Origin of the sequence: Rubripirellula reticaptiva, from assembly GCF_007860175.1 — a bacterium.
GTDB lineage: Bacteria > Planctomycetota > Planctomycetia > Pirellulales > Pirellulaceae > Rubripirellula > Rubripirellula reticaptiva.
Window position 1 is genome coordinate 517,326 of sequence record NZ_SJPX01000006.1, and the last position, 16,936, is coordinate 534,261.

At 54.0% G+C, this 16,936-nt stretch carries 17 protein-coding genes; 12 read left to right on the forward strand and 5 right to left on the reverse strand.

Annotated elements, in window-relative coordinates:
* Positions 1–4: 4 nt before the first annotated feature.
* The 5 genes from Poly59_RS29860 to Poly59_RS27615 form a co-directional block, all read right to left on the reverse strand.
* Positions 5–160 carry a hypothetical protein gene (locus Poly59_RS29860; RefSeq protein WP_186776562.1) on the reverse strand — a complete coding sequence of 52 codons (156 nt, stop codon included), beginning with the start codon at positions 158–160 and terminating at the stop codon, positions 5–7.
* Entirely contained in the window at positions 147–2,702 is a 2,556-nt protein-coding gene (locus Poly59_RS27600) for an endonuclease/exonuclease/phosphatase family protein (RefSeq protein WP_146537298.1), read from the reverse strand. The genes Poly59_RS29860 and Poly59_RS27600 overlap by 14 nt, the downstream gene beginning before the upstream one ends.
* A gap of 76 nt (positions 2,703–2,778) precedes the next feature.
* Positions 2,779–4,065: a glycosyltransferase gene (locus tag Poly59_RS27605; RefSeq protein ID WP_146537299.1), complete on the reverse strand. Its 1,287-nt coding sequence runs from the start codon at positions 4,063–4,065 to the stop codon at positions 2,779–2,781.
* A gap of 70 nt (positions 4,066–4,135) precedes the next feature.
* Positions 4,136–6,466: a glycoside hydrolase family 15 protein gene (locus tag Poly59_RS27610; protein ID WP_186776563.1), complete on the reverse strand. Its 2,331-nt coding sequence runs from the start codon at positions 6,464–6,466 to the stop codon at positions 4,136–4,138.
* Between the two features lie 51 nt (positions 6,467–6,517).
* Entirely contained in the window at positions 6,518–7,585 is a 1,068-nt protein-coding gene (locus Poly59_RS27615; RefSeq protein WP_246151984.1) for an NAD(P)-dependent alcohol dehydrogenase, read from the reverse strand.
* 153 nt (positions 7,586–7,738) lie between these two features.
* Between Poly59_RS27615 and Poly59_RS27620 the strand changes: the two genes are divergently transcribed.
* From Poly59_RS27620 to Poly59_RS27675, 12 genes are all read left to right on the forward strand, one after another.
* The gene (locus Poly59_RS27620; protein WP_146537300.1) at positions 7,739–8,200 is read left to right on the forward strand and encodes an MgtC/SapB family protein; all 462 of its coding nucleotides are present in this window, start codon (positions 7,739–7,741) and stop codon (positions 8,198–8,200) included.
* 200 nt (positions 8,201–8,400) lie between these two features.
* Entirely contained in the window at positions 8,401–8,796 is a 396-nt protein-coding gene (locus tag Poly59_RS27625; protein ID WP_146537301.1) for a SpoIIAA family protein, read from the forward strand.
* A 61-nt stretch (positions 8,797–8,857) separates the two neighbouring features.
* Positions 8,858–10,006, forward strand: a complete 1,149-nt coding sequence (locus Poly59_RS27630; RefSeq protein ID WP_146537302.1) for a glycoside hydrolase family 130 protein — start codon at positions 8,858–8,860, stop codon at positions 10,004–10,006.
* On the forward strand, positions 10,003–11,433 hold the full coding sequence (atpD, locus tag Poly59_RS27635) for a F0F1 ATP synthase subunit beta (protein WP_146537303.1): 1,431 nt from the start codon (positions 10,003–10,005) through the stop codon (positions 11,431–11,433). Before Poly59_RS27630 ends, atpD begins: the two co-directional genes overlap by 4 nt.
* A gap of 10 nt (positions 11,434–11,443) precedes the next feature.
* The gene (locus Poly59_RS27640; protein ID WP_246151985.1) at positions 11,444–11,851 is read left to right on the forward strand and encodes a F0F1 ATP synthase subunit epsilon; all 408 of its coding nucleotides are present in this window, start codon (positions 11,444–11,446) and stop codon (positions 11,849–11,851) included.
* Positions 11,841–12,182 (forward strand): AtpZ/AtpI family protein, encoded by a 342-nt coding sequence (locus Poly59_RS27645; protein WP_146537304.1) that lies wholly within the window; start codon positions 11,841–11,843, stop codon positions 12,180–12,182. The genes Poly59_RS27640 and Poly59_RS27645 overlap by 11 nt, the downstream gene beginning before the upstream one ends.
* Positions 12,175–12,495: an ATP synthase subunit I gene (locus tag Poly59_RS27650; RefSeq protein ID WP_146537305.1), complete on the forward strand. Its 321-nt coding sequence runs from the start codon at positions 12,175–12,177 to the stop codon at positions 12,493–12,495. The genes Poly59_RS27645 and Poly59_RS27650 overlap by 8 nt, the downstream gene beginning before the upstream one ends.
* Positions 12,485–13,204, forward strand: coding sequence for a F0F1 ATP synthase subunit A (locus Poly59_RS27655; protein ID WP_146537306.1), 720 nt, complete (start codon positions 12,485–12,487; stop codon positions 13,202–13,204). The genes Poly59_RS27650 and Poly59_RS27655 overlap by 11 nt, the downstream gene beginning before the upstream one ends.
* Before the next feature lie 40 nt (positions 13,205–13,244).
* The gene (locus Poly59_RS27660) at positions 13,245–13,526 is read left to right on the forward strand and encodes a F0F1 ATP synthase subunit C (RefSeq protein ID WP_146537307.1); all 282 of its coding nucleotides are present in this window, start codon (positions 13,245–13,247) and stop codon (positions 13,524–13,526) included.
* 4 nt (positions 13,527–13,530) lie between these two features.
* Positions 13,531–14,337, forward strand: a complete 807-nt coding sequence (locus Poly59_RS27665) for a F0F1 ATP synthase subunit B family protein (protein ID WP_146537308.1) — start codon at positions 13,531–13,533, stop codon at positions 14,335–14,337.
* Positions 14,334–15,887, forward strand: coding sequence for an alternate F1F0 ATPase, F1 subunit alpha (locus Poly59_RS27670; RefSeq protein ID WP_146537309.1), 1,554 nt, complete (start codon positions 14,334–14,336; stop codon positions 15,885–15,887). Before Poly59_RS27665 ends, Poly59_RS27670 begins: the two co-directional genes overlap by 4 nt.
* A complete protein-coding gene (locus Poly59_RS27675) occupies positions 15,884–16,819 on the forward strand; it encodes a F0F1 ATP synthase subunit gamma (protein ID WP_146537310.1) in 936 nt (311 codons plus the stop codon). Before Poly59_RS27670 ends, Poly59_RS27675 begins: the two co-directional genes overlap by 4 nt.
* Positions 16,820–16,936: the final 117 nt, after the last annotated feature.

Consider the following 16,936-nt stretch of genomic DNA (forward strand, 5'->3'; position numbering starts at 1 on the left):
AGTTTTACTTTTCGATTGCTGCGTTCGGATTGACGTCGGCGGGTAAAGCCGAAAAAGATCCTTCCTCATATTTCGGCGGATAGCTGTTCTCGCCCGCCGTACGAGGATTGGTTTCGAAGAAGCCACACTCGCCACCGATCGATCGGCTAGGACCTACCATTCGTCACGACTTCTCCCGATGTAAGGCCGCCTGACAAGAGATTTCCAGCAACTCTCATGGTTTTTGGGTGGGAACAATCATCGCCAAACAAGACAAGTTCCGCGCACACTGGCAGGTGATCAGACGCCACGACCGCCGTATGTGTCTTTGGTACGTTGACGCGTTCCACTCGAAAATGGTGACTGACCAAGATGTGGTCGATGCGTCGCATCGGCATGACGGAGGCAAACGTTTTTTGAGGTTGATGGTCTTCGGCCAGCGTCTGAGCACAATGCATCAGTTTCGTCAGTCGCTTCATTGTCTGTGACGTCGGACCAGCGTTCAAGTCACCGGCAAAGATGACGGGTTCTTTCTTCGGCAGGTCACTCAGCCACCGTTCGCTGAGAAGCTCGTCAACTTGTTTGCTGCGTTCCTTCTGCGTCAGTCCCAGGTGAGTATTTAGAACATGGACGCGACCCGCGTTGGTTTCAATCGACACCCAGATGGCTCCGCGGGCTTCTCGTTTGTCTCGATGATCAAAGTCGGTGAGAACTTTCTGCTGCACGACAGACATCGGAAAACGGCTGATGATCGAAAGGCCGTATTGCTCCGCATCCGATAACCAGACTGGAAAGAAGCAATGAGACATTCCCAGGTGAGCGGCGATGAAAGCCGTTTGATCCTGCGAACCGGATCGTTGTCGATTCACGTCCATCTCCTGTAACGCAATAATGTCAGCGTCAACACTGGAAATAACATTCGCAATTCGAAGAGGTCGACATTTTCCATCCATGCCGATGCAATGGTGCGTGTTGTACGTCATTACACGAAGGCTAAACTCTTTCTGTCCATCCAGTTCATTCTTCGCAGCAACAACGTGCCGATCTTTCGCCGAGCGATTAGCATCATGCTTCAGTTGGGCCTCATCGGATTCCCATTTTTTTAGAAATCTTCCCGCTCCGTCATATAGATCCACTCCACGAATGTACTTTTCTCCTGCAAAGGTCGTTCTCGCATGGTGTTTCATCATCGTGGGCAACAACGCGAAGCCTCGCGTTTCTTGGGCTCCTATACTGCCGTGAGCTCCATTTTCCCGCACAAACGTCAGTGGTGGCAGTTTTGGATCCCAACCACAGATAACCACGTCACCTGAATTTTCGTTTTCCGTCAGCGCCGCCAGATCGTCGGCCACTTCATGTGCGAATGGATGGCTATCACCGCAAACCTGCTGAATGTCATCCGGCAATATCCACAGGCCTCTAGCGTTCCGCGCCAACACCTTGCCATCGTCGGTTCGATATACAACCAGCGGAACTTGTCCCCGCGTCACGAGATCTTCCGCACAGGTAGCCTTTGCCTCGTCCGGGACGAGCACCGGAAAGTAAACATGTCCGATCGGTCCCTGAGCAGTGACGATGACTTGTTCTGCCAGTTCGCTCTCTGTGATCTTTGGAGCTTCTGTTCGCCCCCGTTTGATTTTCATCAGTTGACGCATCCGCTGGTCCAGGTGTTTTTCACCGTTCGTTGGATCGAGACTTCGAACCATATGATGGCCCAGCGGTCCGTCTCTCAAGGCGTCCGCGACCGCGTTCTGAATGGTCTGACCAGTTTCGAATTCGTAAATACGAGTTTCTTCCTGACCGTGGTCAGAAAACACAACGACTTCGTAGTCTCGCGCGTCCGATAGTTTGGCCGTCTTGAAGATGTCTTCAATCGTCTTATCAATGCCCTTCAAACCCCAGTGTGCGAACGCGGATGAGGGGCCTCGGCGATGGGACTGCTCGTCGTAGCCCAGCAGGTTCGCATAGATGACGATCGTTCCTTGGGCCACCGATAGTTTGACGGCGATTCGCACCCATTCGCGAAGCACGATTGACACGAGCACCCGGGCGGGGACGAACTTGATCTCACTGATCCATTCGCGTCGCGCGAAAATTCCTTGGATCATATCGGCGAGTCCGATGATCACTTCGACACCGGTCAACAAAGCGATCCGCAACAACGTGAAGAAGTAGAGGAAGAAAATGGACATCAATCGCAGGGGATTCAACGCCTCTAAAACGCGAGGGACGTCCGTCGTTTCGAAACAGCAACGAGCCTCCTTGGCTCCACCGGAATAGATGTTGGAATAGCTCGCTCCGCTCTCTAACAACGGCTTTGCATCGTCCAGAAACTCCTCGACGACCGTTTTGACGGCGTCGTGGTCATACATTCGAAACACTTTACCAGACTTCCGATGCAGAAACTGAAACGCCGGTACAGCTCCCTTCACTCCGTACATGACTTCCGCCTGCACGGCTGGCGTCGTTGACGGGATACCCGAATAGAAACTCAGACGGTGAAAATAGCGGCGCTCAATCAGTTCCTTCAGAAACGGCAAACGCTTCTTTTCAATTGCGGCCTCGAATTGTTGACGCGATAGACCATCGAGCTGCAGGATGATTAGTCCGGGTTTGTGCGATTCGGATTTCGCGACACCATACCCCAACCACCGACTGAGCAAATGACTTCGGCTGAGCCCGCGACGAAGGCGGCGATAGGTTTTTCCGAGTTTGGTGAGCATGGTAGACGGGATTTCTGGAGCTTGCGCTATGTCGGTTGACCTGTGACACTCGGTTTGTGGGGTAAAAGAAGGAGTTCTACGTCAGCGTTGCTCTTGTCGCTTCTGTTTCGATGACTGCTGCTGACAACGCCGACGCTTTCTCTTCCATCAGATTCCATTCCGCTTCCAATCGTCCTTGAATCAGCTCCCACGTCGTGAGATCGTGGTCGTGCTTGGATTCGTACTGACCAATCAGCGTCGTGTACAATTCTGCTAGCCGATCGGCACAGGACTTCAGTCCGTAAGACTCGACCGACAGCCGAGCGTCCTCCGCGATCCGTCGCAGGCGTTGTCTGTTTTCGGAGAGCAGCGTCAACGCTTCAACGAAATCGGCTTCCGTCGCATCACCTGCCAACAGTCGACCATTACGTTCGTCGACAATTTCTCGAATGCCCGGCCCGTCCAAGGCGACCACGGGAGTGCTCGCGGCCATGGCTTCGGCAATCACTAATCCCTGTGTCTCCGATTGCGACGCGAATGCAAAGACGTCCATTGCGGCATATGCGTCGGCGAGATCCTGACCGGTTTGTCGACCAACGAAGACAATCTGATTCGGTGCAGCGACCGATTCAAGAATCTGCACCATTTCACGGCGTGCGGGCCCATCACCTACCACCACAAACACAGCGTGTTCATGGTCCGCAAGATATTTGCCAAGGGCATTGGTCAGGAAGGTTAGATTCTTTTCAGCCGCCAAACGGCCAACATGCCCGACCACCAGTGCATCCTGCGGGATACCAACTTTCTCTCGAAAACGTTGCTGGTTTCCGCCGCCAAAGAATTTCAGGTCAATGCCCGTGGGAATGGTCGTAATCGGCACGTTAACACCGCGTTTTCGCAGCAATGCTTCGATACTTTCGCTGGGAGCAATCACGTGATGACACAGATTGCAATATTCCGTCGCCATCTGAATGGCCACGCGTTTCATGGCATCCGAATCCAGCGGTACGTAGTGCGTGTACTGTTCGTACATGGTGTGATGAGTAAATACCAGCGGCAACTGACGTTCGTAGGCGGTTCGTAGCGCCGCATCGCCCAGCAGAAATGGGTGGTGACTGTGAATCAGTTGCGGCCGAAGCTGATCGATATGCTCAGACAACAAGTACGGCTGCGGTAGTCTCAACGAAAAATCGCTGCCGTTAAAATTCTGAATCGCCGGCACTCGGAAGACATGCTCGGTCGATTCTTCAGCCCCTTCGAACTCGGGCGCGATGATGTTGATATCGAATCCTCGTCGTCGAAACTCTTCTTCGTACGTGTTCACACTGCGTGCTACCCCGCCAACGTGAGGAAGGTAGGTGTTAGTGAACATTGTAATTCTCATGGTTTCGTTCCTATCAATGACGACTCAATGACGACGATCGTGTCTGGTTCGCTCAACCGTGCAACCGGAGCTAACCGTCCGATGTCGAAATAAATTCCGACTCGTCGATTGGCAACCCGTCGGGCACCAGTCTTTGCAGTGGCTTGGCCGACCCAAGTTTCACGTTCTCCATTGGCTGAAAGCCTGGGACGCGAACATCGATCTGTGGAGCAGAGGCGTGCCAGTGATCATCAATGATGACCATCGGGTTTGACTGAGGTGTGATGATTCTGACACTGATTTGTCCCCACGGCGTGTGAGTCGGACCGAAGACAATGTCGGTGTCCTGACTGAACCACTCACGAAACAGACCAGAACCAATGATCAGTCGATCGTGTTCCTCTCGCACGAAGCAGTTGCGAATCATCATCACCCATTCGCCAGCCGCCCAGCCATGCTGGCCGTCTCCCATGCAGCCACCGAGCGTTCGTGGATGAATGGCTTCTGGCCACTGACCCGTCGGCGAGGCAAGCTCCGCGACCGTGTCCATGAGGTCACGATAACGATCGTCACCGTTTCGCAACAATGTTTGAGCAACATCGAGCGTCAGGTACGCATTGATACCCGAATGAATCATGTCCTGAAAAAAACCGCCTCGAAAAAAGTGATTTTTCAGAATCGCTTCGACCGTCGCCGTGATCCGCTGGTCGTTGGGAGAAGTCAATTGCAGTGGATAGTCGGCAACCAGCGAACCAATCGCACCGGAATCTAGTCGTCGATACGGCGAAGCGGGAACGCCACCGAGCGTTTTGGATTTCGGCAGATCGGATAAACTGCGATAGATGGCCGCGTGAAGATTGTCCGCCAAAGTGCTCGCTCTGCTAGCTTTCGAATCATCCCCCGCTTCACGCCAAATCTCCGCTGCCGCGCGAGCTCCCGCTTCCGCCCAAAAGTCGTCCCAGTAGTAAAAGTCGTTTGGTCCGAGATGTTCTGCACTGAAGCCTGCTGGCAGCAAGCCGGAGTGCCGAAGGTTCTCGTCGCCGGCGACACGCTTCCTGTCGATCCACTGGACAGCTTTGTCGAGAGTTTTCATCAACGGCTTCGAAAGCGGTCGATGGGTAATTTTCCGGAAACGATTCAATACCCACAGCACCTGACCATTCGAATCCCACTCACCATCCTGCGATCGAAAATACCCGTTGCGCTGCTGACGCTCGGGGAACTTCTGTAACATGCGTTCACATCGCTCGATCAAACCGATCGACATTAGCGGATTCATCATCAGGCAAGCGTCGCGAAACCAAAAACGACGATAGGTGTATGGTCCGGGCACGATGTCGTCGACGGACAGCACCACGAGCGTCTTCACGGCGCTGTCGTACAAATTCTGAATCCGAACGTTGGGCACGGATAACGTGGCAACTTCCGCATGAATATCGCCCCATGTCACCGAGGGGGCAAACTGTGCGGGATTTCCCTGAGCCTTCAGTTCGCCCTGCAACGGTACTCGAACCGTTAACGCCAGCTTGTCGCCATCGAAGTGAAACACGGACGCTGCCGTTGCCATTCCCTGATCACAGAATTCGGTGACCGGTACCGCCGCAGAGGAGACGATACTGTCGGCATCGTTGATCTGGGACACCACGTCACCTTCGTCATAATGCGACGTCAGCAAGCGGTCTGCCGAACGGTCCGTCAGCACTTTTGTCGCTCCATTGACCAACCAGCCGATCGCGTCAGGCAACGATTCGACAACGTCAATGAATTGGATTCCTTCTGGGTTGTACGGACGAATCCCCATCGCCAAGTTACCGCCACCGACTGACGTCGCAGTGACCGATACTTTCAGCACCGGTTGGTTATCTTCCACCACGACTTCGGTGACCGTTCGCAAATGCAGTTCGCTCTCACTAGTGATTGTCTCGATAGCGAGCTCATTTCCGTTGGTAAGCGACTGCTTGCAGTGGTCGTCCTTGACGCGACTTGGCACAAGCTGATGACCATCCGCATCGGTCAGCCAAAAATCAAGCGACCAGCCATCGTATAGCGGAGTCACAAGCCCTCGAGGATCGACGATCGGAGACAACGACAATTCGGGCAGACCAACGGCCGTCCAGTTTCGGTGCGTCAAGTTGATATGACTGAACGAGAACGCTCGAGGCAGAAACGAGTCGTCGGCCGGATCAAACTGTCGCTCGACCCAATAGGGCCAGACCCAGTCCAGGTTATGCTGAATCGCCTTCGTGTTGATCAGTCCCCGAGCATGGAAGTGAATACCAGCGCGCAGCAGTTCGATCGGTTCCTGCACTTCCGATGGTTGCGAAAACTTCCGAATCCGAGCCAGCCACAACGCGGGGTCCGCGATCCCGTAGGCTCGGGCCGCTCGCCGAACGATTAGTTTCCATGGCAGAAATCGAAACACGTGGACGCCTCTTTCAATTCAGGATTGCATTGGCCTCTCGGGGCCGTCGAGTTACTCATTGAAGATGACAAGCGGCTTGAGAATTCCGTCTTCTTTGGTTTCCATCATGTGCAACGCTTTGTCGACGTCATCGAAAGCAAATCGGTGGGTCGTCAGCGGCGAGGGATCGACACGGCCGTGTTCGATCAGTCCCAGCAAACGCGACATGCGGACGTTTCCGCCCGGGCATAAACCTGTGCGAATGACTTTGTCGCTCATGCCGACACCCCATTCCACTCGTGGGATATCTACGCTGTCACCGTGGCCGAAGTAGCCGGCGACTGAGATAGTGCCGCCAGGACGAGTCGCCTTCACGCAAGCCTCAAATGTTGACTGAGCGCCCAGGCACTCGATTGCCGAATCAACGCCGACTCCGCCGGTCAGTTTGCGAATCTCTTCCACAGGGTCGCCCTGCGTGTAGTTGATCGTTTCGTCTGCTCCGAAATGCCGAGACATTTCCAAGCGTTTTGATACTCCGTCGATTCCAATGACAAATCCCGCGCCGAGCAATCGAGCGCCGACCGTTGCCATCAATCCGACAGGGCCCTGTGCGAAGACTGCCACGGTACCACCCAACGGAATGTTCGCGTGTTCGGCCCCCATGAAGCCGGTCGACAGCATGTCACAGGCATAGACCGCGATGTCGTCGGAGATCGACGCAGGAATGTGCGTCAGATTCGCGTTTGCATCGTTGACATGGAAATACTCCGCGAAGTTGCCGTCTTTTGTGTCGGCGTATTTCCAGCCGCCGAGCATCGTGCCGCATTGCGACGTGTAACCTCGCTGGCAATTCTCGCAGTGGAAACATGGCGTGATCGCGTTGACGGCCACACGATCGCCCTCCTTGAATCCATGCACTTCGCTTCCGAGTTTTGCGACAACACCAACGGCTTCGTGCCCAAGCGTCATGTTGTGCCGATCACCGATCGCTCCCTTGAGCGTATGGACATCGGAAGTGCAGACCAACGCTCGAGTTGTTTTTACGATCGCATCGTTCGGCCCGGGTTCAGGAATCGGCTTGTCGACGAACTCGACTTCGCCGAGTCCTTGCATCACAAACGCTTTCATGGTTTTCGTCATTGTTGATCGCCTTTGGAGATTCGGTTTGGTCTCAGAAATGCAATCACTGTGCCGCTGATAAAAACAGGCAGAAAGAACGGCTTTCCCTCATGCACTGCGCGTTTACGCGCAGGTTGTGCACACTATTGCTCAATCATCACCAAGGTAAACAGCATGAACTACATCGAAGCGTTCATTCCAACGGCAACGGCCATTGGATTAGGCGGCGTGATTGGGATGGAACGACAAATCAGCGGTCACTTTGCCGGTTTAAGGACGCACATGTTGGTATCGCTTGCCTCGGCCTTGTTCGTCCTGGCATGTCGTGACTTAACCGCCCAATCCACGGTCGATTTGACACGAGTTGTACAGGGTATCGCGGCAGGAGTCGGATTCATTGGCGCGGGCACCATCTTGAAGACGAAGCACGAACATGGCGTGCTAGGTTTAACATCAGCTAGCACGGTCTGGCTGTCAGCAGCCATTGGAACCGCATGCGGTTTGGGGCAGTATCCGTTGGCCGTCACCAGTGCCGTGATGACGATCATCGTTCTGGTCATTCTGCGACCCGTCGAAAATCACTTCGGTAACAAGTCGAAACGGAATCGTAAAACCGGTCTCCCTTCGAACGACTAGAGACGAGTCGAATCGTCCGAAGATCGTAAGCTTCGACGAGAAAGTTGGAGGGCAATGCGACAGAGACTGGCCGTATTCGCACACGTTCGCACACAAAACCATGTCAAGCCGACACGGCACAACATGTGCATTACAAGTCTGTCGCCGAGGTCACTAAGACTTCCATCGTCATATCGAACGACAATCCAAGAAAACACCCCATGCTCAAACACACATTGCTTTCACACGAGGGGATTCTGATTCTCGAACCCTCCGAAACGCTAGAAGCTACTGACTTTGAAGCAGTGGTTCAGGACATTGACCCCTATCTCGCCGAGCATGATTCGCTGGCTGGAGTGATGATTTTCGTAAAGGCGTTTCCCGGTTGGTTGAATCTTGAAGCCGCGATTGGCCACTTGCAGCTCGTCGCAAACTATCACGCAAATATCCAACGACTCGCAATCGTTAGTGACAACGGTCTACTCACTGCCTTGCCAACATTCGCCGCTCACCTCGTCCATCCCCACGTCAAGCATTTCTCGGAATCCGAATATGAAGATGCGTTAGGCTGGTTGAAAGCGGCAAAAGAGTGTGAAGTCAGCAAAACCCCAGCGTGAGTTCGCTCACAAAATCTTCTGTCTCTCGACCGCGTAACATCATCTTGCCCCAAACCTTGCGATGAACCATTTTGAACTCACGCGTCTCGGCTTGTTGATGGAACCCGAGCCCGGCAATTCGCACGAAGTGGGGGGCGTTCTGAACCCAGCTGCGGTGCGCGGGCCGGATGGGGAACTGTATTTGTTTCCGCGGTTAGTCGGGAAGGAAAACTACTCTCGCATCGGTATCGCTCGCGTGCAATTTGACGAAGCCGGTGATCCTTGCGGCGTTGAACGATTGGGCGTTGCGTTGGAACCTGAGGCGGATTACGAGCTTCAAGAAAATGGACGGGGCGGATGTGAAGACGCGCGTATTACCTACGTTGAGCGCTTCAATCGCTATTTGATGACCTACACCGCGTTCTCCAGGAGCGGTCCTCGAATTGCACTGGCAGTCTCTGAGGACTTGTTTCATTGGAAGCGTCTTGGTCTTGCCACCTTTGAGCCGTTTCGCGGTACAGACTTCGTCGGTGTCGCCAACAAGGACGCGAGTCTGTTTCCAGTCGCGATACCGAACCACCGAGGTAAACTGCAACTTGCAATGATTCATCGACCGCTGTTTCCGGGGACGCTTCCGGAAGAAACGGACTGTGATGAATGCGCCCGGTTGGTCGATCTCGATCACGAAAGCATCTGGATTTCGTATTGTCCGATGGAGCTGGACGGCCTTAAGCCGAAGCATCTTGGCCTGTTCAATTCCCACCACCGTTTAGCGACACCCGTCGAACCGTGGGAAGCGCTCAAGATCGGCGGGGGAACACCTCCCGTGATGACCCGGCACGGATGGATGATGCTGTATCACGGCGTTCATGCGGAAGAGCCATCAGACGCGAGCGGCAAACGACTCTGTTATTCGGCCGGCGTCATGATTCTGTCGAAAGAGCATCCGCGGACGATTTTGTATCGTTCCGCTGAGCCGATTTTGACGCCAATTGATCCGCACGAACGCGATGGCGTTGTCGAAAACGTGGTTTTTCCAACTGGCATTGATTGCCGAACCGATATCGGGCAACCCGATCGTTTCGACATCTATTACGGGATGGCCGACAGCCGAATCGGTGTGGCGAGCATGACAGTCCCACAGCAGCTTCCGACAACAACGTTACCCAGAGTCGATGCTCCGAACGCGATTGTTCCCGTCGTGCCTCTACCAGCAGAGGCAACAGCGTGAAAACCAAGAATCCAAACGGCGAAAATTATGGCGTGGTCACCTCCGTTCGCGGAAGTGTTGTCGATATAAGGTTCGACGATCGTTTGCCGCCGATTCATTCTGTGCTCCGCGCGGGAGCTGACGAGAAAATCGTGATCGAAGTGCTGGCGCAGCGGGATGCACATCATGTTCGTGGCATCGGGTTGACGCCGACACAGGGCTTGGCTCGCGGCATGGCGGTGACAGATTCAGGCGGCCCGCTGAAAGCCCCCGTCGGTAAAGAGATTCTGTCGCGGATGTTCGATGTGTTTGGCAATGCGATTGATCGCGAAGAGCAGCCGAAAGACGTCCAATGGCGCAGCGTTCATCACGCTCCACCGCCTTTGGCCCGCCGCAGCACAAAGTCGGAGATTTTCGAAACCGGCATCAAAGTCATTGACGTTCTAGCCCCACTCGAACGTGGCGGTAAGACGGGACTCTTTGGCGGTGCGGGCGTCGGCAAGACGGTTCTGCTGACCGAGATGATCCACAACATGATCGGACACCAAGAGGGCGTCAGCATTTTCTGCGGCATTGGCGAACGTTGTCGCGAAGGCGAAGAACTTTATCGCGAGATGAAGGAAGCCGGAGTGCTTCCCAACATGGTTATGGTTTTCGGCCAAATGAACGAACCACCGGGCAGCCGGTTCCGGGTCGGTCACGCGGCGCTGACGATGGCTGAGTACTTTCGCGACGACGAACATCGCGATGTCTTGCTCTTGGTTGACAACATCTTTCGCTTCATTCAAGCCGGAATGGAGATCTCGGGGCTGATGGGACAAATGCCGTCGCGGCTCGGCTATCAACCGACGATGGGCACCGAGTTGTCTGAGCTTGAGGAACGCATCGCCAACACAGACAACGGTGCGATCACATCGATCCAGGCTGTCTATGTACCAGCGGATGACTTCACCGACCCCGCGGCTGTGCACACGTTTTCGCATTTGTCGGCTTCGATCGTCTTGTCTCGAAAACGAGCGAGCGAAGGGCTCTTCCCAGCCATTGATCCACTGCAATCCAGTTCAAAAATGACAACGCCCGGAATCGTCGGCGAGAGACACTATCAGTTGGCTCAAGAGATTCGTCACACGTTGGCTCAGTTCGCGGAGCTGAAGGACATCATCGCCATGCTGGGGCTGGAACAGCTTTCACCCGAAGACCGAAACGTCGTCGCACGTGCTCGTCGACTGGAACGATTCTTAACTCAGCCGTTTTTCACAACGGAACAGTTCACTGGCACAAAAGGAAAACTTGTCAGCCTGGATGATGCATTGGACGGCTGTGAGAGGATTTTACGCGATGAGTTCAAGGACTTCTCCGAAAGCTCGCTCTACATGATCGGGGCAATCGACGAAGCCAAGCGCAAGTCAGATGCGGAGAGCAAATCGAGTTCGGAAGTCAAGGCATAGGGAAACAACGATGTCGCCATCAAACATGAATCTCAAAGTCCTGCTGCCATTTCGTATCTTCGATCAAAAGACCGATGTACTGCGGATTGTTGCCGAGTCACGAGAGGGTTCATTTGGGCTGTTACCAAACCGGCTCGATTGCGTCGCTTCGTTAGTGCCCGGGATTCTGGTTTATGAAACGGACACCGACGGTGAAGTTTTTGTAGCAGTCGATGAAGGCGTCCTGGTCAAGACAGGCTATGACGTGTTGATTTCTGTTCGGCAAGCAATTGGTGGGGCAGACCTGTCACGGCTTCGTCATTCGGTCGAACAGGAGTTTCTGACACTCAGCGAATCCGAACGCAACGTGCGGTCGGTGATGGCGAAATTGGAGACAGGTTTCCTCCAACGCTTCGCTGGGTTTCAGCATGAACGATGAAAACAATCAACTGCAACCTACGAACCCGACCTCGCCACTTGCGAAGCAGATTGATGCGAAGGCGAAACGCATGTTGAAAGCCAGAAGAAACCGTGCACCAAACGTTTGGTTTGGATTGGGAATGATCGGACTGATCGGTTGGTCCGTGACGGTACCAACCCTAGTTGGTGCAGCACTTGGAATTTGGTTAGACAAACACCATCCTGGAAGCCATTCCTGGACACTGGCTTTACTGGTTACTGGACTCGCCATTGGCTGCCTGAATGCGTGGCACTGGGTCGCCAAAGAAGAAGCCGCCATGCATGACGATCAGGAGAATAGTGATGAATGAAACTCTACTTTTGCTAACGCTACTGGCCGCCGTCGCAGGCGTCTTGATTGGAATGATTTTCTTCGGGGGCCTGTGGTGGACCGTGAACAAGGGCATGACGTCTCGCTACGCCGCGTTTTGGTTTACAGGAAGTTTGATCCTACGAGTCGGCGTCGCGCTCGCAGGTTTTTATTGCATTGGACATAACAATTGGCAAATGATGTTGGCCTGCTTGCTCGGGTTCGTCATCGCGCGAGTTGTGGTGATGCGGTTGACTGGTCCGCGGCTACAACATCCTGCTTCGTCATCGACGGAGGTTCATCATGCACCTTAGTCCTGACGAACTGGTCTTCTGGCAGTATGCAGCCTTCAAGCTAAACGCCACGATTGTCTACACCTGGGGGATCATGCTGTTGCTGGTCGTCGGGTCCAAGTTGATTACGCGGAATCTTTCCACAAGTCACACGCGGTCTCGTTGGCAGAACTTTCTTGAAATCATTGTGACGTCGATTGAAACTCAGATCGAACAAGTAGGCATCTCCAATCCTAGGAAGTATTTGGGGTTCCTGGGAACGTTGTTTCTATTTGTTGCTGCCGCGAGTCTCTGCACCATCATTCCAGTCTATGAACCACCCACCGGATCACTCTCCACCACGGCAGCTCTCGCCCTGTGTGTGTTTGTGGCGATTCCAATGTTCGGTATCGAAGAACGCGGCTTGTTTGGCTACCTGAAATCGTACGTCGAACCGACGATCATCATGCTGCCGTTCAACATCATTAGCGAAGTGTCTCGCACACTGGCCCTGGCCGTGCGACTGTTCGGCAACATGATGAGCGGTGCGATGATTATCGGAATCCTACTGACGATCACGCCATTCATATTTCCCGTCGTGATGACGCTGCTGGGTTTATTGACCGGAATGGTCCAGGCATACATTTTCAGCATACTCGCAGCTGTCTATATCGCGGCAGCTACACAAGCGACAAAACGCAAACAGGATGTCGAGAACAAGCTCGACAATCAAGTTGCGAAAATCGCGTGATGCAGCTCATACACCAACTACGCTCAATCAAGGAAAAATCATGGACAGCATTACCATTATCGGGGTGACCTCAATCATCTGTGCTGCATTCGCAACGAGCATCGGCTGCATGATGCCGGCAATTGCCGAGGGAAAAGCAGTAGCAACAGCGCTGACGTCGCTGGCGCAGCAGCCGGATGCCTCGTCAACCATAACGCGCACCCTGTTTGTTGGCCTGGCAATGATCGAATCTACGGCGATTTACTGTTTCGTGATGTCGATGATTCTGATCTTTGCCAATCCGTTCTGGAATCACTTCATCACGCAGACGGTAGGAAATTAGTCTGATGCTAATCGACTGGTTCACTGTCGCCGCCCAAGCCGTCAACTTCCTTATTCTAGTGTGGTTGCTGAAGCGATTTCTTTACAAGCCGATCCTCGATGCCATTGATGCAAGAGAAAAGCGAATCGCTTCAGAACTCGCAGATGCCGACGCAAAACGCGTCGAGGCAAGCAAGGAACGAGAGGAGTTTCAGCAGAAGAATCGAGCGTTCGATCAGCAACGCCAGTCAATGTTGACCAAAGCCGCCAATGACGCAAATAGCGAACGCCAGCGATTGTTGGCAGACGCCAAAAATGCGGCCGAAACTATGCGAGCCAATCGCGACGATGCGCTCCACCGAGAACACGTTGCACTAAGCAAAGAGGTCACCTGCCGAACTCAGACGGAAGTCTTTGCTATCGCGCGAAAAGCTTTGACAGACTTGGCCAATCTCAGCCTTGAAGAACAAATAACAGACGTGTTCATCAGACGACTACAGGAACTCGATGATGACGAGAAAGCAGACTTTGCAGGTCCATCCGACGCACAGGACAACTCGATGATCGTGCGAAGTGCGTTTGATTTACCCACAGCTCAGCGAGCCAAGCTCCAGGACGCGATCAATCGGGCGTTTTCGATGGAAGTCGCCCTGACGTTTGAAACCGTACCAGACGTGATCAGCGGCATTGAACTGACATCCAGCGGGCGGAAGATTTCATGGAGCATCGTGGAATATTTATCGTCGATGGAAAAACGCATTGGCGAGCTGCTTCAGGACCAATCTCAGCCTGTATCAAAGTCCGACCCCCAACCCCAGAAGAAGACTGGATGAACTCGGAATCAACCAGCCTGCTGAACAGCTTTAACAGGGCGTTCGCCGACCTCCGTCAGGCGAGAGAAAGTTTTGCGCCTGAATTAATTGCACACGAGGTCGGTAGAATTGCAGCAGTCTCCACAGGAATTGCACGCGTTTCCGGACTGCCGGCAGTGGGCTCTGACGAATTAGTGAAGTTCCCTGGTGATGTCTATGGCATCGCCTTCAACGTGGACGAGACCGAGGTTGGAGTTGTTCTGCTTGGCGATTACGCGCACCTGCACGCCGGCGACGAAGTGCAACGCACTGGCCGAGTCATGGATGTGGGGGTTGGAAGTCAATTGCTGGGACGCGTCATCAATCCATTGGGCCGACCGCTTGACGATCGCGGCCCCGTGGCCACCCGCCGGCGTCTTCCCATCGAACGCCCATCCGCTGCAATCATGGATCGCTCGCCCGTCAACGTACCGTTGCAAACGGGATTGAAAGTCGTTGATGCGATGATACCGATTGGCCGCGGTCAAAGAGAGCTGATCCTTGGCGACCGCCAAACCGGGAAGACGACGATCGCGATCGACACCATCCTCAACCAACGAGGCAAAGACGTCGTCTGTGTCTACTGCGCGATCGGCCAGCGAGCATCCGGAGTTGCCAAAGTGGTCGCAGCTTTGCGTGAAAATCATGCGATGGAGTACACGGTGGTCGTCGTCACCGAAGGAAATGACGCGCCCGGACTGGCATATATCGCTCCATACGCAGCGACCAGCATCGCCGAGCACTTCATGGAAGAAGGACGCGATGTGCTGATTGTTTACGACGACCTGACACAACATGCTCGTTCCTACCGAGAACTGTCACTGTTGCTGCGCCGGCCGCCAGGTCGCGAAGCCTTTCCTGGTGATATTTTCTATATCCATTCACGATTGCTGGAACGATCCACCCACCTGCGAGCAGAACTTGGCGGCGGTTCACTGACGGCTTTGCCGATCATCGAAACCGAGGCTCAAAACATGTCGGCTTACATTCCGACAAATCTGATTTCCATCACAGACGGGCAAATCTATCTCTCGCCATCGCTGTTCGAGCTTGGCGTTCTGCCAGCAGTTGACGTGGGCAAATCAGTTTCCCGCGTGGGTGGCAAAGCACAACATGCAGCCTATCGAGCAGTGGCCGGTGATCTGAAACTCGGATACGCACAGTTCGAGGAATTGGAAAGCTTCGCCCGCTTTGGTGCTCGCCTGGATGAGCCGACACTGAAGACGATCGAACACGGCAAACGCATTCGAGCATGTTTAAAGCAACCTGAACTGTCTCCGGTATCTGTCGCGGCACAGATAGCCGTACTGCTGGGGCTGACGGCGAAGCTCTTCGATACGATTCCGCTCGACAAAATCGTTTTAGCTGAGCGTGCTCTGACCGACGCTGCGGCCGATCTACCATCATATCTGTGTGCTCGATTCGAGACAGCGGATTCACTTAGCGACGATGACCGGCAAACGGTGATTGAAGTCGCCCGCAAAGCGCTCGAACCATTTCAGGTCCCGTCATCGACAGGACCGAAACCATGAGCGACACCATCGCCGGGCTCCGCCGAACAATCGATAGTGCCGGAGACCTGCAATCCGTCGTGAAGACAATGAAGGCGATGGCTGCTTCGAGCATTGGCCAATATGAACAATCCGTACGTTCGCTGGGCGACTACGCTCGAACGGTCGAACTGGGGTTGGGTGCGTGCTTTCGAGCAGCCGAAGCGGAAGCTTTATCTATGTCGACAGATAGCCTTCCGTCAACAAAATCAAACCCGCGCCTGATCGCTGCGGTTGTATTCGGTTCCGATCAAGGGTTGGTGGGCCAGTTCAACGAAGTCGTCGTGGAGTACGCTAGTAAAGCTCTTGCGGAGATGCGCGGCACACCAAAAGTCTGGGCCGTCGGCGAGCGTGCTCATTCACGACTAACCGATACCGGGTTGCCGGTACTCGGGCTTTTCAATGTGCCAAATTCCGTCAAAGCAATTACTCCTTTGATCGGCGAAATTCTTATTTCCGCTGAAGAACTTCGCATTCAAGGCCATGCCGTCGAGCTACATCTATTTTACAACCGCCCCATGTCCGCCGTGGTTTACGAACCGGTTCACCAGCAACTATTGCCTCTCGATGAGAGCTGGCAGCGTCGGCTGGCGACAACTCCCTGGCCAACTCATCACCCGCCGGAAGTCATGGGAAACCGCACAAAGACACTGCGAACCCTGATTCGCGAGTACCTGTTCGTCTCACTCTTTCGAGCCTGCGCTGAATCACTGGCCAGCGAAAACGCCAGTCGTCTGTCCGCGATGCAACGAGCTGAAAAGAACATCGAGGAATTGCTCGCAGACCTCAACAGCAAGTTCCACCGTCTACGTCAAAGCAGCATCGACGAAGAGCTTTTCGATGTCGTGTCCGGCTTTGAGGCGTTATCGGACGAACATCGGAGTAAACCGCCGAATCTGCGACATTCTCGCTAACTGAGCGTCTTTGGGCGGACGGAGTTTGGTGGAGTGCCATCCAGAATGGACTAAAACACGCTTTGTCCGCCAACCCGACAGATATGTGATTTGCCTCTACAATACCGCACACTTTCA